The sequence below is a fragment of the Mesorhizobium sp. WSM4849 genome (genome assembly GCF_055811385.1).
Genome location: NZ_JBVVPW010000036.1, coordinates 42970 through 67976 on the forward strand (window position 1 = coordinate 42970; position 25007 = coordinate 67976).

The following is a 25007-nucleotide window of genomic DNA, read 5'->3' on the forward strand; positions in this document are numbered from 1 at the left end:
CGCATTCAAAAGCGACGCAATTGAAGGCCGCAAGGGAAAGATCAGCCGGCGCGACGATCGAAGCTGCCGACAAGCTTCCTGTGGAAGCGGATATAGCCTTGCTCGGTCGTGCGCAGATGTTCGGCGACAATCTGGTGGAAACGCGGCAGGCGGTGAAAGGGAACGGCCGGATAGGAATGGTGCTCGGAGTGGTAGGGCATGTTCCACGCCACGAAGCGTACCAGCCGTGTGGTAAAGGTGGTGCGGGTGTTTTCGAGCATGTTGGCGACATGCGGGCACAGCGCATGCTCGGCCAACAGATAGGCCCGCAAGAACGGCTGGCCGACGAGCACCGGCACAATCCAGACCCACAGCAGCAGCGCCGACTGCACGGCCAGGGAGGCCGCCAGCAGCACCGCATAGGCGATCAGAAACCAACGTGCTTCCGAAATCACCTTGTCGCGGCCCTTGTCAGGCACGAAGCCGTCGCGGTTGCGGCCGGCCGCGTTGACGACGATCACGCGCGCCATGCCGCTCCAATAGGGGATCCCGGAGAGATAGCGCAGGTACTGGGCTATGGTCTCCGGTTTCGGAGCCATCAGTTCGGGATCATTGTCCGGATCGTGCGTGTGGCGGTGGTGCGCGAAATGGAAATAGCGGAACCATGCCGGCGGCAGCAGGATCAGGAAACCGGTCACGGCGGCGATGGCGCGATTGAGCCACGGCGTCCTGAATGCCGTCTCGTGGATGGTCTCGTGCAACAGCGTGAAGAAGAAGACGATCAGGATTCCCTGCGGCAGCATGAGAACCGGCCACAACGGAATGCGGGCGGCGATCAGCACGCCCAGCACGACAACCAGCCCGCCGTGAACGGCCAGCCGGACAATGCCGGGCCTGTCCAGTTTGGCGGTGAGGTCGCGACGATCCTCGACCGAAAGGCTGGCGATGATGGTGCGGTGGTCGATTTCGCTCATACCGGCAAGCTTATCGCTGGGGCGCCGTCCGGTAAATCGGCGCTCGTTAACAGACGCCGGTTTTTACGCCGGTCCAGAAATAGAACCAGATCGTCGGATGACACCGCTGTTTCGAGGGCAGGCCGGGATATGATGTGGCAAGCTTGCGGCTGCGCATCCCTGAACGCCTCAATGCAGATGTCGCGTGAGAATGCCGCCTGCCGCAGCGCGTAGCTTGAAATCGTATCGCCTGCCTCAGGCTTGCGGCGCACCTGCCGCAGCACGCCGCAAGCTAGGGATCCCGGGCTCAGCGCTTGAATTCAAGGATGTCGAGCTTCGATTCGTAATAGGGCGCCGGGAACTCGATGCTGCCATTCGTTGGCGCTGTTGCGAAAGGTATAGCCGACCTGATCGCTTTGCGGGCCGCTACCATAGGGTTTTTCAGGATCGTCGTTGACAGAAAGGGAGCCGAGATAGATCGAGCGCTTTTCGCCGTCGTCGAAGAAACGCCCCTTGGTGCGCTGCGAACCGGTGATATTTTCCAGCATCCAGCCCGAACCGTCGTCGCTCACCTTGCACTTGAACCAGCCATAGATGACGAGCGGGCTCAGACCGCCGGCCTTGATGGTACGGCACTGCCAGTTGCCGGTCAGGTCCTTGTCGGAAAACGAGACCAACGGCTTTGCCAGCAAGGTGTCAAGCTGCTTGACATCGGCGGCGCCGCCAGCCCTGGCTTCGTCAAGGGCTGCCTTGCGCGTCTCGTCATATTTGTCGAGCCGCACCTTGTCGGCGGGCGTGATCAGCTTCTGCACCTCGCCATCGGCGAGCGCGGGCAGAGCGAAGCAGACAACGCCTGCGGCAATCAGGAGGCGAGCGACCATCGGTGCGTTTCCTAGTCGAAAGCTGGAACAGCCTGTTTTCTCGTTTGGCATACAACTTACCTGTTCGCGGCGACCTGTCATCCGTGCTTAACAGCGATCGGGTTAAAAATCGTGGTTTCGCCGATGCGGATCTTGCTTACGGGATCGTCAGGGTGGCTGGGCAGCGCGCTAGCGCCGCGCCTGCGGGCTCTTGGCCATGGCGTCATCGGCCTCGATCCCGCCCGGTCGGCGCAAACGCAGGTGATCGGCTCGGTCGCCGACCGTGATCTGGTCATGCGGACGGTCAGGGAAAACCGCATCGAGGCGATCATCCACAGCGGCGCGCTGCACAAGCCTGACATCGAACACCAACGTAATGAGGATTTCATCGAGACGAATGTGCGCGGCACGCTCAACCTGCTCGACGCGGCGGTGGTATCAGGCGTTCAGCGCTTCATCTTCACGTCGACGACCTCGCTGATGATCTCGAAAGCCATAAGCGCCGGCTTGACCGGCGGTGCGCGCAGGGCCGCCTGGCTGACGGAAGACGTGTCGCCCGAGCCGCGCAACATCTACGGCGTAACCAAGCTTTCGGCCGAACATCTTTGCCGCCTCTTTCACATCCAGTCCGGACTGCCGGTGATCGTGCTGCGGACTGCCCGGTTCTTTCCCGAAGCAGACGACATGGCGCATGCGATCGAGCAGTCGGACGCCAACACCAAGGCCAATGAGCTGTTATTCCGCCGGCTGACCGTGGAAGATGCCGCCGAGGCCCATGTCGCGGCGCTGGAGAAGGCGCCACAACTAGGCTTCGACATCTTCATCATCTCGGCGCCAACGCCGTTCCGGCCTGATGATTGCGAGGCATTGATCGCTGACGCGCCGCCCGTCGTCGCCCGCTATTTTCCGGAATTTCCGGCGCTCTATGCGCGAAAGGCCTGGACGATATTTTCCTCGATCGACCGCGTCTACGACGCCTCGCGGGCGCGGGACAGGCTGGGCTTCGTCTGCAAGACGAGCTTTGCCGCTGTGCTCGCCGGGCTTGCAGCGGAAGATGGTGCCGCCTGATCGAACGGTCAGCTGTGTGCCGCGGCGCTGGCCAGCTCCGTCGTCAGGTCGCCATAGCCGGTCGAGCGGCGCTCATAGGAGAGGCCGAGCATTCTTGCGGCTTTCTCGGCGATCTTGTCGAGTTCCGGATCGTCGGTCTGGGCGATATAGACCAGCTTCTCGTAATTGCCGAAATAGTCCTTGATCAGCTCGGGATGCCTGTCGAGGCCGAGCGGCTTCATGAAGAAGGCGTCGAACTGCCGGCACAGGAAATCGGTCATGTAGAACGACATCATGTCGTCGTCGGCGACCTTCGCATAGGCGTCCATGCCCTGGTAGAAGGCAAAGCAGTGCGGACCGGCCATGCGCTCGACGCCATGCTTCTCGCAGACGCGGTCAAGCAGGCCGCCGGTGCCGCAATCGGCATAGCCGACGAAGATGTTTCTATAGCCGTCCGCCTTGGCCTTCTCGATTGCCTTGTCCATGGCCGGCGCGATGCGGTCAGGGTAGAAATGGAACTCCGCCGGCAGGCAGGTCAGCTCGAGATGGTCGAGGCCCAGCTGCTCCTTGACGGCCAGAACTTCGCGCGCAATCATCCCGCAGGCGATGACAAGCAGCCTGTCGCCTTGATCGGGTTGTAGCTTTCGCGCAATGCTCATAGAACCAGTCTAACCGATTTTCGTTGCTGTCCCACGAATCTATCTGTTGAGGGAGATACCATTCATGAAACCGCTACGCATTGCACCGATCGCAATTCTCGCTTGCGCCCTGGCACTTTCGGCCTGTGCCAACACCATCCGTGGCGTCGGCAGGGACGTCAAATCGACAGCCAACGCGGTTGAGGACACGGTCGAGAACCCCTGATCCGTCGCCAACGCGCATTGCTCTCAAGATAGTTCAAGCGATGCGCATTAAGTCCTTGTAACATCTGGGAACAAGAAAGTCGTGCTGCAAGGCGCGGATCGGTTTTTGGTCCATGCCGAATTCGCCCAGATGAGGCCGAAGCGCGGACGTCGTGTCCGCCTATTGCAATTATTTTCGTTGGGGCGGGCACGAAAAGTTGACTTTTCGAGCGGGGGATATGCCGTTAATCTTTTCTGGTACCCTCAACAACGAAGCTAGGAGCCATAGGATGAAGACCGCTCTCTTAGTTGTTGCCGCTCTGGGCCTTTCGGTGTCCGGCGCCGCAGCGGAATGTGTTGGCCACACTAAAACGACGGCTTCCGTAGATCAGCAAACCAAAGCTGCAAGCGTAGATCAGCAAACCACAGTCGCAAGCGTCGCAAATACGCCGACAACTGCCGACACGCCGATCCTGAAAAAGGAAGAGGCAAAAGAGTCAGAATAGGCGCTTCAACCCGCCCGAACGCTCCGAGCGAGGCTTGCCGCGCTCAACTTCCCGTCCAAAGTTTCACCGGTATGTTCGCTGCGGGGCGCTGTTGCTTGTTGATGTCAAGACATGCCAGCGTCGCGCGCCGCCTCGGCCTGGTACAGCATAAGTACGGGCTGTCGTACTTATGCTTCGGTCTCCTCCTTGGTCTGCCATCCCCCAGCCGCGCGGGCGAAATATCTAAATATCCTGGCATTCCAACGGATATTTATTGTAACGCCGTGACGAGCAAGCAGCAACAGGATAGTATCGGCTCGAAGGAGGGGCTGGTGCTATGGGAATACTTCGACCGCGACAAAAGCCCAAGAAGGCTTACCCAAACAGCGACCGCTTTGAAGAGGATGGTCGCCGCATTTACAGTGCCTATGAAGGAACTAAAAGGCGCCACCCTACAGCTTCAGTGCAGCGCGCTCGTTTTGTCGCGATCATTGCCGTTACATCTGCCATCGCGGTGGTGCTGGCGCGGTGGCTATGGCACCTAGGGTGGTGGCAATGAACGTTTGCAGTGCGCCTAGGGAGATCCGCCTTTGAGGGCGATCAGGCCGATCAGGATTGCGCTTGCCGCAGCAATCGACGCCCACCAAGTTGCATTGCGCGAAGGTCGCCAGTGTTGGCGGTGTCTAGCGCGCTTTCGCCACTGGCCAGACCGATTATCGTAGCGCGATTTTTCCTCGCCTCCCATTCCCAAAGTCAACAACGCGTTTGTTGCCGATTGGAGTCCAGACGCGCGCCCAAGGGTTGGCTTTAGGCGGCGCGCGCCAACGGCTATTCCCAAGGCGATCGGCCCGCGCATGGCGGGAGTGCAGGTTTTAACCTCACCGATCGAAACCGACTTCATCACAATGAACGGCGACAATCTCAAAGAGTCAGGGCATGACCGGCGCATCGGAATTCTGCTGGATCGAATAGATGTGTTGGCTGGGAAATAGCACAGTTAGGCGCTCCGCGAAGGTAATCGCTGAGGCTGAGCGCGCCGAACGCGCCGCAAAGACGGCAAGATTGAAATCCCTTCGCATGGCAACTCAGAGTGACTTGAATGTTTCGTTTCCGGAGGAGCTCGATTGCTCGCTCCTCGTCGCGGCACTGATTCAAGGCGAATCATCGGGCCAGCCTTTCAATCGTCTCAATGATGGATTTGGCAAGGGCTTCGCCTTCATGGGCAGGCTCGGATCCGAATAGCAACAAAACTGCTTCCTCGCTCGGAGGCAAGCCGGGCCGGCAGGTCTGTTCAATAGCCATGCGAACCAGTTTGAGGGCGGCCCAGGCGCTGCGGATGTTCTGTTGGACTTCCATGCTAGCCCAACATGTCACGCAGCGGCTTCCTGCGCTCCTGCGGCCGGTATTTCTCCATCCGCCTGACCTTATCCAAACCCACCGTAACCAGCGATCCAAGGTCGATCGTCACCTTGCCGGCCTCCTCGTCTATGCGCGTAATCTCGCCAGAAAGCTCAATATGCTGGCCGCGCTTGACCTTTGTAGAATCGCGGATGGAGTGCCGGAATTCGTAGGAGGGGATGGAGACGCTTACGCGGTCCCTCGCTTACCGCCTTCGCACAGTGGCTGTGATCGCCACCACGTCAAGAGGTTGCTGATAGACGAGACAACGCGCTTCGCTCTAGCGGGAACGGCCCAGCGGCTTGGTTGCGAGGGGGACTGGCAGCTGGAGGCCGCTGGGCCTTGGCCAGCTAGCTTAAGAGGAGGCGCTGTGCTGGCTGACCAAAAACTTACGCTCAAGGCAACGGAATAGCATCATTCGAACGAACACTGTTCGTCAGCATGTTCCTGATGCTGGACATCCGAAGGGCAAGCCAGGCCAGCGGACTATGAGGAGCCGCATTTTGCCCCCATGTCGAGCGGCTGGCGGAACCTATTGTTCGGTCGGCAGCGGCTCATGGTCGGGGAGATGATGATGCAGCACCTCGGCAAGGTTCCGCTTGTCGAACGTTTGGGCCAAACGGGGCGTTTGAAAGACGGCCCGACAGCCAATCGGGGGGCGACAAGCTGGCCGCCGGGCCTAACCAGCGGGCAATTGGGTCCGTTCGCCGGTTGGGCCGAACTATAGGTCATTCCATGCAACATTTCTAATTTAGTAAAATGGTCATGATCCGTTCCCTTAGTCATCAAACCGGATGAGCCTAGAGTCAATTTGGTGCCTAACGGGAGGAAGAGTGACCGGCATCCCGCCTCCGTTTTGCGGTGCTGATCAAGCGGAACATTAGGAGTTTCTAACAGTTATCTGGGAGCAGTGGGCCTATCCCCGCTTGGCCCCCGCTGCAGATCGGGCCCCAGCCCGATCGGCCCGCGCTCAGAGGAGGAGCGCGGGCTTCTCCTTGTCAGTGCGATACGCCAGATAAGGGGATGGCCGGCGCCGCTTTGGGGGGCGTTGGGGTAGAGTGCCTTGTAGGGCGCCGGCCGGGCGGCGTTGGGGTCCGCCGCACGAATAAGCTAACACAGGTTGGGACCGTGGGTATGGCGTGATCGCGGAAGTACCGTGCTTCCAATAGCTAGCCGGCCAGCGCCATGCCGACGGCAATGCCTATGCCGATCGAGAATCCAGTGGCGAGCTTGCCGCCGAGGTCAATGGCGCGCGGGGCCGACGGCACCGGGCCAGTCCCTGCGGGGAATTGGTTAAAAAGCTCAGGCCGAAGCGCGGACGTTGTGCTTGCGCTTCATGAAGTCCTTGGCGGTCTCGACCGCCACGGCAGCGTCGCGGCAATAGGCGTCGGCACCGACTGCCTTGCCGAACTCCTCGTTGAGCGGCGCGCCGCCGACCAGCACGACATAGTCGTCGCGGATGCCCTTTTCCTTCATCGTATCGATGACGACCTTCATGTAGGGCATGGTCGTCGTCAGCAGCGCCGACATGCCGATGATGTCGGGCTGGTGCTGCTCGATGGCGTCGAGATATTTTTCCACCGCATTGTTGATGCCGAGGTCGATGACGTCGAAGCCGGCGCCCTCCATCATCATGCCGACAAGGTTCTTGCCGATGTCGTGGATGTCGCCCTTGACGGTGCCGATCACCATCTTGCCCTGCTTTGGCGCGCCGGTGGCGACGAGCAGCGGACGCAGGATGAACATGCCCGCCTTCATCGCGTTGGCCGACAACAGCACTTCCGGCACGAACAGGATGCCGTCGCGAAAATCCTCGCCGACGATGCGCATGCCTTCGACCAGCGCCTCGGTCAGCACCTTGTAAGGCGCCCAGCCGCGCTCGAGAAGGATGTTGGTGCCTTCCTCGATCTCTTCCTTCAGCCCGTCATAAAGATCGTCGTGCATCTGCTGCACGAGCTCGTCGTCGGAAAGCTCGGAAAGGATGATCTCGTCGTCGGCCATTTTTAATCCAGCTCCTTGCGGCACGGATACAGTTGCGGGGCCTCAAATATCACGTCAATACCTAACCCGCTACAGGCTTGCGTCCATAGCTGATTTGCGACTTCCCGCAAAAGGAAAGCGACTGCAAATCTATTGGAATTCTTGTCGATTTTGCGACAGGCGTTGGCGCTGGCGGGCCGTTTCGAATAGGGTGCATGACTACGATCCGGCCAGAAGCTGCGATATGCGGCCGCAATAATTATGCCAGAACAAAAGTCAGGGAAGAACGATCATGAGTGAGAACACGGCGGTCGACCAGGAAGCGTCAAACGCGCGGCGCGGACGCGCCGCCAGCGGTGGCGCCGCTGCCCGGCGGGCGGCGCGCTCGGGTGGCGGCCCCGGCACCCAGCTCACCTACATCAAGCGCAAGATTAACGTCTATGAGGTGCTGGACGAGGAAGGGCTGGCGCTGATCGAGAAGAACACCGACACGGTGCTCGAGGAGATCGGCATCATCTTTCGCGACGACGCCGAGGCGCTGCAACTCTGGAAAGAAGCCGGCGCCGACGTCAAGGGCGAGCGCGTGCATTTCCCGAAGGGGCTCTGCCGCTCACTTTTGAAAACCGCGCCGTCCGTCTATACCCAGCATGCCCGCAATGCAGAACGTTCGGTGCAGATCGGCGGCAACGCCACGGTCTTCGCGCCGGTCTACGGTCCGCCCTTCGTGCGCGACCTCGATGGCGTCAGGCGCTATGCGACGATCGAGGATTTCCAGAATTTCGTGAAGCTCGCCTATATGGCGCCGTCGATCCACCATTCGGGCGGCACGGTGTGCGAGCCGGTCGACGTGCCGGTCAACAAGCGCCATCTCGACATGATCTACAGCCACATCAAATATTCGGATAAGCCGTTTATGGGCTCGGTCACCGCGCCGGAGCGCGCCGAAGACACGGTTGCGATGGCCAAGATCGTGTTCGGCGACGATTTCGTCGAGAACAACACGGTGCTGACCAGCCTGATCAATGCCAATTCGCCAATGGTGTTCGACGAGACCATGCTGGGGGCGCTGAAGGTCTATTCGCGTCACAACCAGGCCTGCATCGTCACGCCGTTCATCCTCGCCGGCGCGATGAGCCCGGTGACGGTCGCCGGCACGCTGACACAGGTCCTGGCCGAAGTGCTGGCCGGCGCGTCCTTCACGCAGCTGATCCGGCCGGGCGCACCGGTGCTGTTCGGCACCTTCGCGTCGTCGATCTCGATGCAGTCGGGCGCGCCGACCTTCGGCACGCCGGAACCGTCGCTGGTTTCCTATGGCGCGGCGCAGCTCGCCCGCCGGCTCGGCCTGCCGTTCCGCACCGGCGGTTCGCTCTGCGCTTCGAAAATCCCGGATGCGCAGGCGGCGTATGAGAGCGCCAACACGCTGAATTCGACGATCCTTGCCGGCACCAATTTCGTGCTGCACTCGGCCGGCTGGCTCGAGGGCGGGCTCGCCTCCTGCTACGAAAAATTCATGATGGACATCGACCAGCTCGGCATGACGCAGAAGTTCTCCGAAGGCGTCGACCTGTCGGAAAACGGCCAGGCGATGGACGCCATCCGCCAGGTCGGTCCGGGCAGCCACTATCTCGGCTGTGACCACACCCAGGCCAATTTCCAGACCGCCTTCTACCGTTCCAATATCGCCGACAACAATTCCTACGAGCAGTGGCTGGCCGAGGGCGAAAAAACCGCGCCGCAGCGCGCCAACGAACTCGCCCGCCGCTGGCTGGAAAGCTACGAGGCGCCGCATCTCGATCAGGGTATTGACGACGGGCTGAAGGAGTTCATCGCCAGGAAGAAGGCGTCGATGGCCGACGCCTTCACCTGAAAGGAGCCCGAGTCAGGCGGGGCTAAAGTCGCCAACATCATCCACAAGGAAGTCTGGCGGAGCGCTTTCTCCGACTCGGACAAGAAGGGATGACCCTTGAGCGCAGCATGATCGAAGATATAGCGGCAGCGCTTTCCGCCTACGGCTTCATCCTGCGCGGCGGCTTCAATTTCGCAACCAGTGACCCGCCTCCGCCTGGCCCGTCCGGCGCTGTCGCCAAATCCGTCCTGCTGGTGGGGCAGGCGGGTGCTGCGCCATGGCCGCATTTCCTGCGCTGGTTGAAAGGCCGATCGGGGACCATCGCCAATCCGCTGGACACATGGTCGCGAGAAGTAATCGGCGCAGTGGCGGAGACATTCGGGGCGCGCGCCGCTTCGCCCTCCGACAGGCCGTATCTGCCGTTCCAGCAATGGGCGATGCGGGCGGAGGGTTTGCGGGCGTCGCCGCTCAGCATCCTCATGCATCCGCAATACGGGCTCTGGCACGCCTATCGTGGCGCGCTGCTGTTCGAGGACGAGATCGCGATTCCAAAACCACGCGACGTGATTCACCTTTGCGATGCATGCATCGACAAACCCTGCCTGAAATCCTGTCCGGTCGACGCCTATTCTGCGGATGGTTTCGCGTATGAAACTTGTCTGGCGCATGTTCGTGGGCAAAATGGCGCGCCTTGCCGAACCGGCGGCTGTCTCGACCGCAACGCCTGTCCCTATGGCACAGCCTATCGCTATCCGCCGCAGGTTCAGGCCTTTCACATGGCGGCTTTCGCGCGTCTGTAGCGTCGCCGAATGCCGCACGGATTTGCAGGGGTTGCCCCATTGCGACCTGCCCTGTTGGCCTGCGTGGATATCGCGCGACCGTGGTCGTCGTCTGACGGCTGACAAAAAATTCTTTCCATTGCCCAAGGAATCGCCGCTAGCCTTCGTCCAACAGGCAAATGATGGCGCTGATGCTGGATGAAAGCGAAGCCTCCGACGCCGAACTGATCGGTCGGGCGAAGGGCGGAGACAGGGGGGCTTTCGGCAAATTGCTCGAAAGGCACTATGATTTCGTCTATCGCGCCGCGTATCGCTGGTGCGGGAAAAAGGCCGACGCCGAGGATATCGCCCAGGAAGTCTGCGTTCGGCTCGGCCGGGCGATCCGCGACTATCATGGCAGCGGCGCCTTCACCACCTGGCTCTACACCATGACGCTGAATGCGGCACGCGACATGATGCGAAAAACCGTCCGCGAGACGATCAAGACCGAAGCCTACGGGGCTTATGAGCTGATCTCGGGAGAGGCCCCGGCCGAGCCCGAAGATCCAGCCGAGGCGCTTTGGGCGGCGGTGCGGATGCTGCCGGACAAGCAGCGCGACGCGGTGCTGCTCGTCTATGGCGAAGGGCTGAGCCACGCACTCGCTTCCGAGGCGATGGGCATCTCGGAGTCGACGGTTTCCTGGCACATCCATGAAGCGAAGAAACGGCTGAAGACGCTCATGCTTTCAGCCGGGGAAGTGTGATCATGGTTGACGACAACGAACTCAACAGGCTGCGCGACATCGCAGCACCGGCACCGGGCACCGACGCGAAGGCGCGTGCCTTCGAGGCCGCCATGCGGGCTTACGACCTGGACGAAAAAACGTCACCTGCCGCCCAAGGATCGGCGAAAGGGCTTCGTCTCACAGAGCGAGCACAAAAGCTCTGGAGCGAAATCATGCAAAAGAAACTCCTCGCCACCCCGGCCATTGCCGGGCTCATCGTCCTGCCGATCGCCGGATACGTCACCATCTATATGCTGCAGGAGCAGCCGTTCCATTCCGGTGGGGACGAGAAGATCAGTGAAACGCTGGCCGATAAACCAGTGGCTAAAGGCCCGGCAACGGTGAGGCCGCTCACCGTAGCCGAGGCCGACAAGCGGAAGAAAGCCGATGCCGACGTCGAAAGCCGCGACGCAGCCGAGGCGCTTGCGCCGGCATCGCCGCCGAAGCCCGAATCGAACGCGATGGGTGGCCTGGTGCAGCAGGATATGGTGGCTCGCAATGCGCCCGAGCCCTCGCCTCGCGAGGCGCTGGCTGGCGGTTCAAGTACCGCGGCTCCTGCAGCCGATGGCGCCGCGCGGGTTGGCCGTGTGACCGGTACTGTGGCCCAATCCAAGTTGATGGCTCAGCCTTCGACCGCCCCGGCCGACCAGATGCTGCCGCAGGAGCAAAACCGCGACCGCGTCGAGGATTTCAAGAGCAATCCGGTGCGTGCCGCGCTCGAAGACCCGGTGTCGACCTTTTCGATCGACGTCGACACTGCCTCCTATTCCTTCGTGCGGCGTTCGCTCAGGGATGGTGTTGTGCCGCAGGCCGACACGGTCCGCGTCGAGGAGATGATCAACTACTTCCCCTATGACTGGAAAGGTCCGGACGTTGCCTCGACGCCGTTCAACTCGACCGTCAGCGTCATGCCGACGCCGTGGAACGAGCACACCAGGCTGATGCATGTCGCCATCAAAGGTTTCGACGCGAAGCCGTCCGAGCAGCCCAAGGCCAATCTGGTCTTCCTGATCGACGTGTCGGGCTCGATGAACGAGCAGGATAAGTTGCCGCTCTTGCAGTCCGCCTTCCGGCTTCTGGTCAACAAATTGAAGCCCGACGACACGGTTTCGATCGTCACCTATGCGGGCGATGCCGGCACTGTCCTGGAGCCGACGAAGGTTTCGGAGAAGGACAAGATTCTCAATGCCATCGACACGTTGGCGCCCGGCGGCAGCACTGCCGGCGAGGCGGGTATCAAGGAAGCCTACAGGCTGGCGCAGAAATCCTTTGTCAACGACGGGATCAATCGCGTGATGCTCGCCACGGACGGCGACTTCAATGTCGGCCAGACCGACGACGACGATCTGAAGCGATTGATCGAAAAGAAGCGTAAGACCGGCGTGTTCCTGTCGGTGTTCGGTTTCGGGCGCGGCAATCTGAACGATCAGATGATGCAGACCATCGCCCAGAACGGCAACGGCACCGCCGCCTATATCGACACTTTGGCCGAGGCGGAGAAGGTGCTGGTCGAGGATGCGTCTTCGACACTGTTCACCATCGCCAAGGACGTGAAGATCCAGGTCGAGTTCAACCCGCAAAAAGTCTCGGAATACCGGCTGATCGGCTACGAGACCCGCGCCTTGAACCGCGAGGATTTCAACAACGACCGCGTCGATGCCGGCGAGATCGGCTCCGGCCATTCGGTCACTGCGATCTACGAGATCACGCCGAAAGGCAACGGCGGCGAGCAAATCGATCCGCTGCGCTACGGCCAGGCTGCAGTGAACAATGGCGGCGTCGCCAATGCCGACGAATATGCGTTCGTGAAGATCCGCTACAAGTTGCCGAATGAGGGTGCCTCGAAGCTGATCACCACGCCGGTCACATCGGCCAATGAAGTGGCTGATTTCGACCAGGCCAGCACCGACCAGCGTTTCTCCGTTGCCGTCGCGGCCTTCGGCCAGAAGCTGCGCGACGAGGATGCGACCGCGAAGTTCGGCTACGACAAGATCCTGGAGATTGCCACTGCCGCCCGGGGAGCCGACCCGTTTGGGTACCGGTCCGAGTTCCTCTCGCTGGTGCGCCTTGCCTCGGCGCTCGGCGGTAACCGGTAATGGTGATGACGGCCGGTTTCCTCAGATGGAATCGTCCTGGCACGGGAAACCGACACACGGGCGGGTGAGACAGGCCGGCAAGGAAAACCTTGCCGGCCTTTTTCAACATTTGTCAGGCGCGGCTACGCCGGCGCTCGCGGCGGGCTTCGCTGGTCTCGACGGTGTTGACTGTGGCTTGCTTGTTGCGCATCGGGCCGATGCGCTCGACGATTTTCTCAACGGTCGGGCGATCCGACCTGGTGTGCGCGTCGAGTGCCTTGCGCATGGCGGCGAGGTGGGCGAACGAGGTGCCGCAGCAACCGCCGACGATTTTGGCGCCGGCATCGACGGCCAGCCTGACATAGTCGGCCATCAGTTCGGGCGTGCCGGAATAATGGATTTCTGCGCCGCGAAATTCCGGAATGCCACAATTGCCCTTGACGATCACCGTCGCCTCCGGCTTCGCCTCGGTCATGTCGAGCAGCGAAGCGAGGATGTCGGAGGCGCCGACGCCGCAATTGGCGCCGACACCGAGCGGCGCCTGCGGCAGCCCATCGGCGACGCCATGGATGTCCTTCGGCAACAGCCCCATCATGGTGCGGCCGGCGGTGTCGAAGGAGCCGGTATAGGTATAGGGCAAGCCGACGCGGATCGCGGCTTCGGCTGCGGCGCGGATTTCGTCCGGCGCCGACATGGTCTCGATCCAGGCGACTTCGGCGCCGCCGGCCTTCAGGCCCTCGATCTGTTCGGCAAAGGCCTCGACCGCCTCGTCATAGGTCATGGCGCCGAGCGGCACCAGCAACTCGCCGGTCGGGCCGACCGAGCCCGCCACGATGACCTTGCGGCCTGCTTTATCGGCGACAGCGCGGGCGATCTCGGCGGCGCGCTTGTTCAGCGCATGCACGCGGTCCTGCGCATGGTGCAGCTTCAGCCGGTGGCGGGTGCCGCCGAAGGAGTTGGTGAGAATGATGTCGGCGCCGGCATCGACGAAGTTCTGGTGCAGACTGGTGATGGTGTCGGGAGCCGTCTCGTTCAGCAACTCTGGAGCCTCGCCGGCCTCGAGCCCCATGGCGAACAGATTGGTACCGGTGGCGCCATCGGCAAGCAGAACGCCCTTTCCGGCAAGCAGCGCGTCAATTGGATTGGTCATTGGAAATACGCCTTCCGGGAATTCCAAGCAGACTTCGCTCGTCCGCTACGTCTGCTTAGGTTTTTGTATTGCCGCAGGTTCTCATCGCAAAACCGCGAGGCACTTTTGCGGAACCTGCTGGCTAAGATAAGGATATAAAGAAATCTTTATATGGCGTCAATGTCGGCGCGGTAAACAAGCCGTCAAAATCGCATCTCCGCCAGCCTTTGCGTAAAGCTGGCCGCCTCATGCGCGTTGATGTCGGCGGCGCGGATCAGATTGTCGAAATGGCTGGTCAGCGTGCGGACCGGCTGGGTCGCGTTCAGCACCAGATACATGTCGCCGACATAGATGGCGGCGCGATAAGGCCCAAAGATAGTGTAGGGGATCGAGTAGCGCATCCGGCCGTCATAGAGAAACAGGCGGAAGGTGGGATAAAGGTCGTCGAGCAGCGTCGCCATGTGAAGAAGCTGCTGGTGGCGGTCGGCCTCAGGGAAACGGTCCCAGACGCCCAGTCCGCGCGCAAAGATCTCCAGCGTGTGGCGCGGCATGCAGACTTCCATGTCGGTTTCCGGCCGCCGGTTGTAGTCGATGCGGTACTGCGTCTCACCGGCCTGCGCCTCGCGGCTCTTGTTGGCAATACCAGCCTCGTAGTCGACAAGCGCCTCGGTGCGCAGAAGATCGGGAATGCCGGCGGGCACGTAACGGATCTTCGTGCCCGCAGCCTCGGCATGCCATTTGGCCAGCAGCGTGCGGTCGAAGCCGTCGGGCGCTTCCTCGATCTCCAGGCTCTCGCGGATTTCACCGGTGACGCCTTCGTCCTGGCTGAGGCCGAGCAGCCAGTCGAGCGACACCTTGAATTCGGCGGCGATGTTGAGCAGCGTTTCGGCGCGGGGAAGGCGTGTCGAGGCGCCGGACAGCAGCTGCGAAAGCGCCGAGCGATCGATGCCCACCGCCGTCGCGAAGGCGGACTGGTTCAAGTCGGATCGTGTCAGGAGCATTTTCAGGCGCTCCCGAAAGATCGTCGACAGGTCGCGTTTGTCCATATCGTCATTCCGGCCATTGGGAGGAAAAAATTCCGCCGAGTTCGCCAAAGTGGCACCTCAGGCGTAAATGAATCCGCCAGGTCGTTTACAATAAATAACATATGCGGCTGAAAATGCGCAATCGCAACATTTTGTGCGCTTTGTCGCGTTGCAGCATGTCAACGCTCCTGACACAATACTGTCAGGAATCAAAAATGGTTCCGGCGACTGGAAGGGCAGTGGTCGATCCATGACGAGCATGAATAACAGACGACGCAATGCGGCCATCGAATGGCCGACCGTGTTTCTCGCGTTCTTCTGTTACGGCACATGGCTCGCAGCCGGCCTGTTCCTGTGGCCGTCCTATCCGCTGCTGGCGCTCGTCGTTCTGGCCTTGATGGCTGCGCTGCAATCCTCGCTGGCGCACGAAGTCCTGCACGGCCATCCGACCCGCAATGCGCAGCTCAACGAAGCTTTCGTCTTCCTGCCGATCGGCCTCGTCTGGCCGTTCCGCCGGTTCAAGACCATTCATCTGCGCCACCATGCCGACGAACGGTTGACCGATCCGCTTGACGATCCTGAAAGCTACTACAAGGCGCTGTGGCACCATGACGAATTGCCGCCGGCGATGAAGTTCCTGCTGAAAATCAACAACACCATGATCGGCCGCCTTATTCTCGGCCCGTGGCTGTCGTGCACCGGCTTCTTCATCGACGATGCCAAGCAGATGCTTGCCGGCGACAAGGTGATCCGCAAGGCATGGCTGCTGCACGCCATCGGCCTCGCCGTGGTGCTGCCGGTCGTGCAGTTCGGCTTCGGCATCCCGCTGTGGCTCTACGTGCTAGTGCCGGTGTGGCTCGGCCAGTCGCTGATCTCGATCCGTACCTTCGCCGAGCATCAATGGTCGGAGCATCCGGAAGGCCGCACGGTGATTGTCGAGCGTTCGCCGCTGTCGTTGCTGTTCCTCAACAACAATTTGCATTTCGTGCATCACAAGAGCCCGACGGTGGCTTGGTACCGGCTGCCGAAGTTGTTTCGCGAGCGCCGGGACGAGTGGCTACGGATGAACAATGGCTACGCCTATCCAAACTATTTCGCGCTGCTCAAGGCTTATGCGTTCAAGGCGAAGGAGCCGATCGTCCACCCGGTGCTGCGGCGCACGCCGGAACCGGGCCGGGCGTTCAAGCCGCGCGTGAGGGCGCGCAGCCTCAATGGGCTTGGCAGTGCGCCGGTGCCCGCCGAGCCGCCGAAAGAATGAATTTTGCGGCATCGCCGGCTGCGATGCCCAGGTGCGCGTCAATGGTCTCGTCAGTTTCTCAGCGTAACGATCAAAATCCCGGCACGAGCGATTTCGTTGCCGCCTTGCCGATGTATGACTGGCCCGAAATGCGGAGCGAGGTCGATGCCCAATGGGCACGGCTGCGTGATGCCTTCCGGCAAAGAGGCATCGACGCGCCGCAGACCATCGCTCGCGTCAATGCCGATCTGTGGCCTGTAGACGGCGGCATCCGTGACGCCGCCGGAAAGGTGATCGCGCCCGATCCGGCGACGCTGCCGCCGGACGAACTGGATTTTCACCGGCTTTGGCTGCATCCGGCGCTGCTGTTCGCACAGACCTGCTGGGGGCCGATGGAACTCGGCCTGTCGGAGCATGTCCAGGTGGTCGGCCAGCCGAGCTACGACGCATACGAGGGCGGGCAGGGCGAACTCTATTCGAGCGCCATCGTGATGCGCGCGGACGGCTCGCCGTCTGTTCGAGCACCTGATGACGGCAGCCCTCTTGTTTCTCTCGACCTGCTGCGCAACATGCGCTTCACCTTCAACCACTCCGATTCGATGTCGGGCTTCGTCGGGCTGACGCGTGACCTGGAGGCGCTGGGCGAAAGCCTGAACATCTTCTCTGAGCGCAGCGAAAGCGGTGGCCACCGCGCCTCGATCGTCGCGATTGCCGAGGGCAAGGCCGATGTCGCGGCCATCGACTGCCAGAGCTGGGCGCTGGCGCGGCGCTTCGAGCCTGCGGCACAGAAGGTAGCGGCCGTTGGCTGGACAAGGCGGCGCAAGGGCCTGCCGTTCATCACTGCCAGAGCGACACCGGAAAAGATCGTGGTGGCGCTGCGTGAGGCAGTCGCGGCGATCGCATAAAAACAGTCAGCCGCCGAGCAGCCGCTCGTCGAGCGGATAGGTCGAAAGCTGCTCGTTGCCGGTTTCGGTGATCAGGATCTGCTCCTCGATCTTGACGCCCTCGCGTCCGCCAAGCCGGCCGATATAGCTTTCGACGCAAAGCACCATGCCTGACACGAGCACGCCGTCGGGCGTGTCTTCAGTCCAGTCGATCGCATGCGGCAGCGTCGGGTATTCGTCGGCCAGGCCGACGCCGTGATAGAGCACGCCGTAGCGCGCCGGGAAGCAATCTCCGGGCGGCACCGCCGAGCGTTCGACAAGGTCGCGGAAGGATATGCCCGGCTGCATCAGGCGGATGTTGTGGGCGATCTGGTCGGCGGCGATGCGAAACAGGTCGCGTTGCTCGTTGGACGGCTCGGTGTCGCCGCAGAGCCAGGTGCGCGACAGGTCGGCGCAGAAACCGTAGGGGCCGATCAGGTCGGTATCGAAAGCGACGAGATCGCCGGCTTCGATCGTTCGCGACGAGCATTCCTGGAACCAGGGATTGGTGCGCGGGCCGGACGTCAGGAGCCGGGTTTCGACCCATTCGCCGCCACGCGCGATGTTGCCGCGGTGGAGTTCGGCCCACAGTTCGTTTTCGGAAATGCCTGGCCTCAATGCTGCTTCCATCTCGCCCATTGCCGCCTGGCAAGCGACGATCGACCGGCGCATGGCCAGGATTTCGTCGGGCGATTTGATCAGACGTGCATTTTCCATCAGCGCTTCGCCATTGCCGATCGAGATGCCGAGGCAGGCGAGCTCTTCGACGCCCTCGGGATTGATGTGATCGACGGCGATGCGGCTGATACCGCCGCCATGCTCCCTCACCAGATCGGCAATGCCGGCCGCCCAGCGGCGGACCTTTTGCTCGGTCAGTTCGCCGCTGTAGAGATACATCCACGACACTGCCGGCCGCACCTCGTCGACCACGCCGGAGTGGTCGGAAAGGTGCTCGCAGGAAAAATAGTCGAACAGCACCACCGGGCCTTCGGTGGCAACGAAACAATGCCTTGTCGGATTGTGCGCGACCCAGAGCTGCATATTGGTCGAGTCGGTCGCGTAGCGGATATTGATCGGATCGTAGAACAGGGCCCCCGCATAGTCGCGGCGCTTCAGCTCGGCGCGGATGCGGTCGAGCCGGTACTGACGCATGGCGGGCAGGTCGGGGGCGGCAATGCCGGCGGCGTGCCACTCGGCTTCCGCCAGTGCGCCGTAGCCCAGCACATGCTGGTTGAGCTCAGCGGCCTTCCGCCGCGACTTCAGGCGCAACGCATCGATGGAGCCTGCTTCGTCCGGCTCGAACGGCATGATCCTGCGGTGACGAGGAGGCCGATCAGTCGGGTTCCTGTCCACCCTCGGCTCCTTTGCTAACGCCTTCCTCGGGCGCTGTGGCTTTTTCCGCAGCCGTTCTCTTCAATCTTATATACGCGCCGGGCCGGGCAGACTTGTCGGTGCTAGGCAATAGCGGAACCATGATTTGCCTTGGTTGGCCGTCCGGCTCATGGCCGGCTTTTTTGAGCTGATCCAGAATGACCGGCCGCGGATCGTCGCGGTCGAGCCAGACGAGTACGGCCGGCTCTTGCACCAGCCTGTCGAAATTCGGCACTTCCTGGTTAAGCGCGACCAATTTTTCGTCGACCAGCCGCAGATTTCCGACCCATGCACCGTCGGATATTGCGGTTTTCACCGGCCCGTCAGCTGTCAGCTGGCGATACAGGGCCGGGTAATCCACCCGGATCATCCGCGAGAGACCACTGGTCCCGTTTATCTGGAAGTACCAAGTGGCGGGCGCGAGCAGAACGGCGATGATCGCTCCGGCCGCGATCACCAGGAGCTGGGCGTCCCTGCCGCGTGGTGAGAGCCGTTCCATGTAGGCGGCCGTCGCCAGTGGCAAGATGATCAGGACCGGCACCAGCCAACGGGCCTTGACCTCCGTCACGCCGGTGGCCACCACAAGTATCGCCAGCATGGCCAAGCCGAGCGCCAAGGTACGCCACAAGAGAACTTCCCTGGCCGGAGCCTTGGGGGGACGCTCAGAGAAACGGAACCCCACCAGCGCGAAAGCCAGCGCGGAAACGAGCGCCGGCAAGACAGCGAAATTGAAGGTCCCCATGATAAACTTGCCGGCGCCGATGGCCGTGGCCGTCATGCGCCCCTGCTGTAGGTCTATTCCGAACTTCTCGCCTCTCGCCAGCAAATCGGCAGGATGCATGAGGCTCCAATATGTGGTTGGCGCCAGCACCAATATCGCGACGGCAACGCTGATTGCGAATTTCGGATCGAGGATCGCGCCGCGCAACTCGCGCAGCGACAACACCGCCGCAACAAGCGCTACCACCAGGAATACGTCGTTGTATTTGGCAAGAATTGCCGCAGCCGTTGCCAAGCCAAACATCGCATAGGCGATCACGCTTCGCCGCTCGATCAGATTAGCCATGGCGAGCAGCAGCAGCGCGCAGAAGGCGACAACGGCGACCGAATGCGACAAGGCGCGCTGTGATTCCCAGGCGATTTGCGGGATTGTGAAAAGTCCCAGCATGGCCGCCGCTGCCGTCGCTTTCGTGTAGCCGAACTGCCGCATGGCGGCGAACACACTGCAGGCGGCGAGGAACAGCACGGAGTATTTGACGAGCTTCAGCGTGAAAATACTGGTGCCGAAAATTTGCGCGGCCAGCCAGTTGATCCATGTGTAGAGAGGTGGTTGCGAGCCGCCATATCCAGCCCAAAGATAGGGAAGATAAATCAGTTGCTCCGCGTCATCGACGCCGACGCCAGTTCCTGCCCAAGTGGCCAGAACGGACAATATGATGGTTTGCAAGGCCAAGTAAGCGGCGACCATGACAATCGCCGCCGGGAAGGGGCCGATTCTGCTCTCGGCAAGCCATTCGTCCCATTTCATCGAATACTTCAACGAGTTCTCATCGCCCGTGCCAGTTGCCGCCGGCTCCGCTAGCATGAAGACCATGCCCCGCACAATGTGGCAGCCCTGAATCGCTGCCGGAGCGGCGGGCAGGCAAGTCGAATCGCACCGTCGCTCTCTCTTTTGTTCTAGCATCGGATTTCCCAAATCGGTCCCACCCCCGGGTCAAGCGCGAGGGCTGGCCTTTGGGTCCGGTGCTCTAGGTCCGCATCTTCTCGCCGCTCGGGTCGAAGGGCGGCTCGACATTGATGCGGGCTGGCCGCCGGTGTCCGAGGATTTCGATCTCGAACAGTCCGGCGCTCTCGTTCTCGGCCAAGGCGGCCGGCACATAGCCTTGCGCCATCGATTTCTGGACGTAATGCGCATAGCCGCCGGAGGTGATCCAGCCAACCACGCGCCAGTCGCCGTCGACAATGCCGCGCACGGCCGAGGCGCCTTCCGCGGCCATGGAGCCGCGCACTTCCTTGCCTGATATATCGAAGCGCGGCGCGCCATAGCCATGCGGCTTTTCCACCGTGCCAAAATCCTTGCCGCCGACCTTGGCCCAGATTGGCTCGTCGCCCATCACGTCAGCATCCGCGGCATCTACGATGAACGAGACACGACGCAGTTTCGGCTCTTCTGCCCGTTCCTTGGCCGCCGCTTCGCGTCCGATGAAATCGTTCTTCTCGAGCTTGATAAAGCGATCCATTGCTCCTTCGAACGGCCCGTAGATCGGGCGCAGCTCGCGAAACCAGGTCGGAAAATTCTTTTCCAGGCGCATCGAGAGCAAGGCGCGCATGCCGAAATCGACGAGGCCAAACTCAGCACCGGCATCCTTGATCGCCTTATAGACAAGGCGCTGGTAGGCCGGCGCCATCCAGATCTCGTAGCCGAGATCGCCGGTATAGGTGATGCGATTGACCATGCAGGGCGCGCCGCCGACCGCCATCTCGCGGAAATCCATGAAGCGGAAAGCCTTGGTCGAGACATCCACGTCAACAAGCTTCTGCAGCAGGTCGCGCGATCTCGGCCCGGCGATCGAGAGGCCGACAAGCGTCTGGTCGAAGCGGTGGATGCGGACGCTACCATCCCTCGGCAGGTGCTTCTCGAACCAGCGCATGTGATACTTCTGCGCCGCCGACGAGCTCCAGATCATGAAGCGCTCTTCACCAGCCTTGGCGATGGTGAAGTCGCCGATCAGCCTGCCGAACTCGTTCAGCATCGGGGTCAGCACGATGCGGCCGATCTTCGGCATGCGGTTGGTCATCAGCCGGTTGAGGAAATCTTCCGATCCCGGCCCGGACACTTCGTATTTGGCGAAGTTGGCGATCTCGGTGACGCCGACCTTCTCGCGGGTGGTGCGCACTTCCTCGCCGATCGGCCCGAAATCGTTGGAGCGATGGAAGGAAACGATGTCCTTCGGCTCCGTGCCTTCAGGTGCGAACCAGAGCGGGGTTTCGAGCCCCCAACTATCGCCCATGACGGCGTTGTTGGCCAGCATCGTGTCGTAGAGCGGCGTCGTCTGCGCCGGTCTGGCGGCCGGCAATTCCTCGTTGGGAAAGCGGATGGAGAAACGGCGCGAATAGTTCTCGCGCACCTTGGCGTTGGTGTAGCGCAGGCTCGCCCACTCGCCGAAGCGCGCCACGTCCATGCCCCAGACGTCGAAGCCGGGATCGCCATGGACCATCCAGTTCGACAATGCCAGGCCGACGCCGCCACCCTGCGAGAAACCGGCCATGACGGCGCAGGCGCACCAGAAATTGGTCAGGCCCTGCACCGGGCCAACCAGCGGATTGCCGTCGAGCGCGAAGGTGAAGGGACCGTTGATGATCTGCTTGATGCCGGCCTTCTCGATGCCGGGAAAATGCTTGAAGCCGATCTCCAGCGACGGCGCGATGCGGTCGATGTCGGGCTGCAGCAATTCGTGGCCGAAATCCCACGGCGTGTTGACCGGAGACCACGGCTTGCAGGCTTTTTCATAGGTGCCGAGCAGGATGCCGTTGCGTTCCTGGCGGGTGTAGATCTCGCCCTTGAAGTCCATAACGCCGATCATTTCGCGGCCGGTCGACTTGTTGAATTCTTCGACCTCCGGCATCGGCTCGGTCAAAAGGTACATATGCTCCATGGCAAGCAGCGGCAGCTCGACCCCGACCATGCGGCCGATCTCGCGCGCCCACAGGCCGCCGCAGTTGACGACGTGGTCAGCCTTGACCGTGCCTTGTTCGGTAACGACGTTCCAGGTGCCGTCGACCTCCTGCGTCAGCTCGACGACGCGGTTGCGCAGCACGATCTCGGCGCCGATCTTCCTGGCGGCCTTGGCGTAGGCGTGGGTGGTGCCGGAAGGGTCGAGATGGCCTTCGACCGGATCCCACATGGCGCCGACGAAATTCGTCTCGTCCATCAGCGGGAACATCGCCTTGGCCTCGGACGGCGTGATCAGCTCGGTATCCATGCCGAGATAGCGGCCCTTGGCGTGGGCAAGGCGCAAAAAATCCATGCGCTCGGGTGTGTCGGCCATCATCACGCCGCCCGTCAGGTGCAGCGAACACGACTGGCCGGAAAGCTCTTCGATCTCCTTGTAGAGCTGCACCGTATAGGCCTGCAGTTTGGCCACGTTGGGATCGCCGTTGAGCGTATGGAAGCCGCCCGCCGCATGCCAGGACGAGCCGGAGGTGAGCTCCGAACGCTCGATCAGCACGATGTCGGTCCAGCCGGCCTTGGCCAGATGGTAGAGCACCGAGCAGCCGACGACGCCGCCGCCGATGACAACCGCTTTTGCATGAGATTTCATGAAGATAGTTCCGTTTTTGAAGAGATTGAATCGAGTGAGCGGGGCCTGAAAACAAAGCGGAGAAGGGCGCCGGCTGGAATAATCTCACGCCCTTCCTCTACCCCGTCGAACGGAGGAAAGGTGTCGAGCGAAGCTCGACGGAGTGGGGGTCGACTGTTCATCAAACCAATACAGATGGTCAAAAATCGGTCGGCGCGCCGCCTTCGGACCGGCGTTTGTCGACGAAGGCGTTGATCTCCTCGCGGATAGCCGGGTCCATGTAGGGCTCTTCATAAGTAGCCAGCCGCTCCTTCCACACCCGGTTGGCTTTTTCGATAGCCGTCGGCGATCCGGCTTCCGCCCAGGTCTCGAAATTGCGCCAGTCGGAGATGATAGGCGAATAGAAAGCGGTCTTGTAGCGGTCCTGGGTATGCTGGGTGCCGAAGAAATGGCCGCCCGGACCGACGGACTGGATGGCGTCGAAGCCGAGGGCCTCCTCGGAGAGGTCGAGCGGGGTCAGGAACTCGGCCACCATCTGCAGCAGATCGATGTCCAGAATGGTCTTCTCGTAGGAGCAGCGCAGGCCGCCTTCCAGCCAGCCCGCCGCATGCATCATCAGATTGCCGCCGCCTTGGATGGCGCCCCACAGTGAGAACACGCTTTCATAGGCCGCCTGCGCATCGACCGTGTTGGCGGCGCAGGTGTTGGAGGTGCGGTAGGGGATGTTGTAGCGGCGGGCGAGCTGGCCGCCGACCAATTGCGCCTTCATGTATTCCGGCGTGCCGAAGGCCGGCGCGCCGGACTTCATGTCGACGTTGGAGGTGAAGCCGCCATAGCCGACTGGCGCGCCCTTGCGCACCATCTGGGCGAAGGCAATGCCGGACAGCGCTTCGGCATTCTGCTGCACCAGCGCGCCGGCGATGGTCACCGGCGCCATGGCGCCCGACAGGGTGAACGGCGTCACGATGACGACCTGGCCCTTGCTCGACATCTGGATGATACCTTCCATCATCGGCACGTCGAGCTTGAGCGGCGAATTGGTGTTGATGATGGTGAACACCGACGGCTCTTCAAGAAGCTGTTCGTCGCTGATGCCGCGCGCGATCCTGGTGATCTCGATGCCGTCGACATTGCGCTCCTTGCCGAGCGAATAGATGTGGAACACCTTGTCGGTGAGCACGCTCAGATCGCGGATGCATTCGAGGTGGCGGACGGACGGATGGATATCGATCGGCTCGACCGGATAACCGCCCGTGCAATTGAGGATGTTGTGCATCTGCGCAAGCTTGAGGAAGTTGCGGTAGTCCTGCTGGTTGCCCGGCCGGCGGCCGCGATCGATGTCGGAACAATTGGGCGCCGACGCCATCATCGAGATGATCAGGTTGTCGCCGCCGAAGCGGACATTGTGCGCCGGATTACGAGCATGGATGGTGAATTCCGACGGGCAGTGGGAAACCAGCTCGAGGATCATGTCGCTGTCGAAGCGCACCCGCTCGCTGCCTTCGCGGACATCCGCGCCATGCGCCTTCATGATGCGCCTTGCCTCGTCGTGCAGCACGTCGACGCCGATTTCCCTAAGAACACGCAGCGAGGCGAGATGGATCGATTCCAACTCGTCGTCGGAAACCAGCCTGGTTGGGGTCAGCGGGATTTTCAGCTGACGGAAAGGCGGCTGCTCGAACGCCGCCGATCCGCCGGCGCGCTTTCCCGCGCGGCCGCCGCGACGGGCGCGGTCGTTTGCCAATGCCGGTTCGGCGGGATGAAGGGCGGCGGTCATGATAGTCCTCGTACGCTGCGACAGTGCGGCGGCATAATGGACCGCCGGCCGTCCCGCCATTGCGGAGGCGGCGACCACTAGGACGAGGGAAGCGACATGGACGTTCGCCAGCCGGACGCACCAGGGCGAAACCAGGTCTGTGTCCGAACTGTGAAACATGTCGTCCGTGAAGAACGCGGAACGCTTTGATTTAATTTAAGATTTTCGCCTGAATTTGGGTTTCGTTTTGCCGGAAA

General features: G+C 61.6%; 20 protein-coding genes and 1 pseudogene. 9 read left to right on the top strand and 12 right to left on the bottom strand.

Features of this window, described 5'->3' with window-relative positions:
• Positions 1-41 precede the first annotated feature (41 nt).
• The 3 genes and pseudogenes from AC0L3L_RS30015 to AC0L3L_RS30025 all read right to left on the bottom strand — a co-directional run bounded on the left by AC0L3L_RS30015 (position 42) and on the right by AC0L3L_RS30025 (position 1813).
• A complete protein-coding gene (locus AC0L3L_RS30015; protein ID WP_473640645.1) occupies positions 42-953 on the bottom strand; it encodes a fatty acid desaturase in 912 nt (303 codons plus the stop codon).
• The gene (locus AC0L3L_RS30020; protein ID WP_473640647.1) at positions 950-1216 is read right to left on the bottom strand and encodes a hypothetical protein; all 267 of its coding nucleotides are present in this window, start codon (positions 1214-1216) and stop codon (positions 950-952) included. The genes AC0L3L_RS30015 and AC0L3L_RS30020 overlap by 4 nt, the downstream gene beginning before the upstream one ends.
• A gap of 23 nt (positions 1217-1239) precedes the next feature.
• Positions 1240-1813 (bottom strand): annotated as a pseudogene (locus AC0L3L_RS30025) (DUF4893 domain-containing protein).
• A 123-nt stretch (positions 1814-1936) separates the two neighbouring features.
• Here AC0L3L_RS30025 and AC0L3L_RS30030 point away from each other — a divergent pair.
• On the top strand, positions 1937-2860 hold the full coding sequence (locus AC0L3L_RS30030; protein WP_473640649.1) for an NAD-dependent epimerase/dehydratase family protein: 924 nt from the start codon (positions 1937-1939) through the stop codon (positions 2858-2860).
• An 8-nt stretch (positions 2861-2868) separates the two neighbouring features.
• Here the strand turns inward: AC0L3L_RS30030 and AC0L3L_RS30035 are convergent, their stop codons facing one another.
• Positions 2869-3498, bottom strand: coding sequence for a DUF1638 domain-containing protein (locus tag AC0L3L_RS30035; protein ID WP_473640650.1), 630 nt, complete (start codon positions 3496-3498; stop codon positions 2869-2871).
• Between the two features lie 64 nt (positions 3499-3562).
• Here AC0L3L_RS30035 and AC0L3L_RS30040 point away from each other — a divergent pair, with 64 nt between their 5' ends.
• Complete coding sequence (locus AC0L3L_RS30040; RefSeq protein WP_473486595.1) at positions 3563-3703, top strand: EncA/B family entericidin; 141 nt, start codon at positions 3563-3565, stop codon at positions 3701-3703.
• A 268-nt stretch (positions 3704-3971) separates the two neighbouring features.
• Positions 3972-4187, top strand: a complete 216-nt coding sequence (locus AC0L3L_RS30045) for a hypothetical protein (RefSeq protein WP_473486594.1) — start codon at positions 3972-3974, stop codon at positions 4185-4187.
• Positions 4188-5327: 1140 nt separating this feature from the next.
• Here AC0L3L_RS30045 and AC0L3L_RS30050 read toward each other — a convergent pair.
• Together AC0L3L_RS30050 and AC0L3L_RS30055 are read right to left on the bottom strand one after the other, a co-directional pair.
• Entirely contained in the window at positions 5328-5522 is a 195-nt protein-coding gene (locus tag AC0L3L_RS30050) for a hypothetical protein (protein ID WP_473640652.1), read from the bottom strand.
• Positions 5523-6866: 1344 nt separating this feature from the next.
• Complete coding sequence (locus AC0L3L_RS30055; RefSeq protein ID WP_095494578.1) at positions 6867-7565, bottom strand: corrinoid protein; 699 nt, start codon at positions 7563-7565, stop codon at positions 6867-6869.
• A gap of 271 nt (positions 7566-7836) precedes the next feature.
• On the opposite strand from AC0L3L_RS30055, the gene AC0L3L_RS30060 reads away from it, so the two are divergent.
• From AC0L3L_RS30060 to AC0L3L_RS30075, 4 genes are all read left to right on the top strand, one after another.
• Positions 7837-9411, top strand: coding sequence for a trimethylamine methyltransferase family protein (locus AC0L3L_RS30060; protein WP_473640654.1), 1575 nt, complete (start codon positions 7837-7839; stop codon positions 9409-9411).
• 107 nt (positions 9412-9518) lie between these two features.
• Positions 9519-10190: a hypothetical protein gene (locus AC0L3L_RS30065; protein ID WP_473640656.1), complete on the top strand. Its 672-nt coding sequence runs from the start codon at positions 9519-9521 to the stop codon at positions 10188-10190.
• A 161-nt stretch (positions 10191-10351) separates the two neighbouring features.
• Positions 10352-10912, top strand: coding sequence for an RNA polymerase sigma factor (locus AC0L3L_RS30070; protein ID WP_473486632.1), 561 nt, complete (start codon positions 10352-10354; stop codon positions 10910-10912).
• A 2-nt stretch (positions 10913-10914) separates the two neighbouring features.
• A complete protein-coding gene (locus AC0L3L_RS30075) occupies positions 10915-13029 on the top strand; it encodes a vWA domain-containing protein (protein WP_473640658.1) in 2115 nt (704 codons plus the stop codon).
• Positions 13030-13141: 112 nt separating this feature from the next.
• Here AC0L3L_RS30075 and bmt read toward each other — a convergent pair whose 3' ends face one another.
• Both bmt and AC0L3L_RS30085 read right to left on the bottom strand, forming a co-directional pair.
• The gene (bmt, locus tag AC0L3L_RS30080; protein ID WP_473640660.1) at positions 13142-14158 is read right to left on the bottom strand and encodes a betaine--homocysteine S-methyltransferase; all 1017 of its coding nucleotides are present in this window, start codon (positions 14156-14158) and stop codon (positions 13142-13144) included.
• A 182-nt stretch (positions 14159-14340) separates the two neighbouring features.
• The gene (locus AC0L3L_RS30085; RefSeq protein ID WP_473486588.1) at positions 14341-15183 is read right to left on the bottom strand and encodes a helix-turn-helix domain-containing protein; all 843 of its coding nucleotides are present in this window, start codon (positions 15181-15183) and stop codon (positions 14341-14343) included.
• Between the two features lie 238 nt (positions 15184-15421).
• Between AC0L3L_RS30085 and AC0L3L_RS30090 the strand changes: the two genes are divergently transcribed.
• Both AC0L3L_RS30090 and AC0L3L_RS30095 read left to right on the top strand, forming a co-directional pair.
• Positions 15422-16420 carry a fatty acid desaturase gene (locus AC0L3L_RS30090; protein WP_473640661.1) on the top strand — a complete coding sequence of 333 codons (999 nt, stop codon included), beginning with the start codon at positions 15422-15424 and terminating at the stop codon, positions 16418-16420.
• A gap of 41 nt (positions 16421-16461) precedes the next feature.
• A complete protein-coding gene (locus tag AC0L3L_RS30095) occupies positions 16462-17304 on the top strand; it encodes a phosphate/phosphite/phosphonate ABC transporter substrate-binding protein (RefSeq protein ID WP_473640663.1) in 843 nt (280 codons plus the stop codon).
• Between the two features lie 6 nt (positions 17305-17310).
• Here AC0L3L_RS30095 and AC0L3L_RS30100 read toward each other — a convergent pair whose 3' ends face one another.
• The 4 genes from AC0L3L_RS30100 to AC0L3L_RS30115 all read right to left on the bottom strand — a co-directional run bounded on the left by AC0L3L_RS30100 (position 17311) and on the right by AC0L3L_RS30115 (position 24771).
• The gene (locus AC0L3L_RS30100) at positions 17311-18630 is read right to left on the bottom strand and encodes a M24 family metallopeptidase (RefSeq protein WP_473640672.1); all 1320 of its coding nucleotides are present in this window, start codon (positions 18628-18630) and stop codon (positions 17311-17313) included.
• Between the two features lie 25 nt (positions 18631-18655).
• Entirely contained in the window at positions 18656-20233 is a 1578-nt protein-coding gene (locus tag AC0L3L_RS30105; RefSeq protein WP_473640665.1) for an ArnT family glycosyltransferase, read from the bottom strand.
• Positions 20234-20441: 208 nt separating this feature from the next.
• Positions 20442-23015, bottom strand: a complete 2574-nt coding sequence (locus tag AC0L3L_RS30110; RefSeq protein WP_473640666.1) for a GcvT family protein — start codon at positions 23013-23015, stop codon at positions 20442-20444.
• A 178-nt stretch (positions 23016-23193) separates the two neighbouring features.
• Positions 23194-24771 (bottom strand): trimethylamine methyltransferase family protein, encoded by a 1578-nt coding sequence (locus AC0L3L_RS30115; RefSeq protein ID WP_473640674.1) that lies wholly within the window; start codon positions 24769-24771, stop codon positions 23194-23196.
• Positions 24772-25007 lie beyond the last annotated feature (236 nt).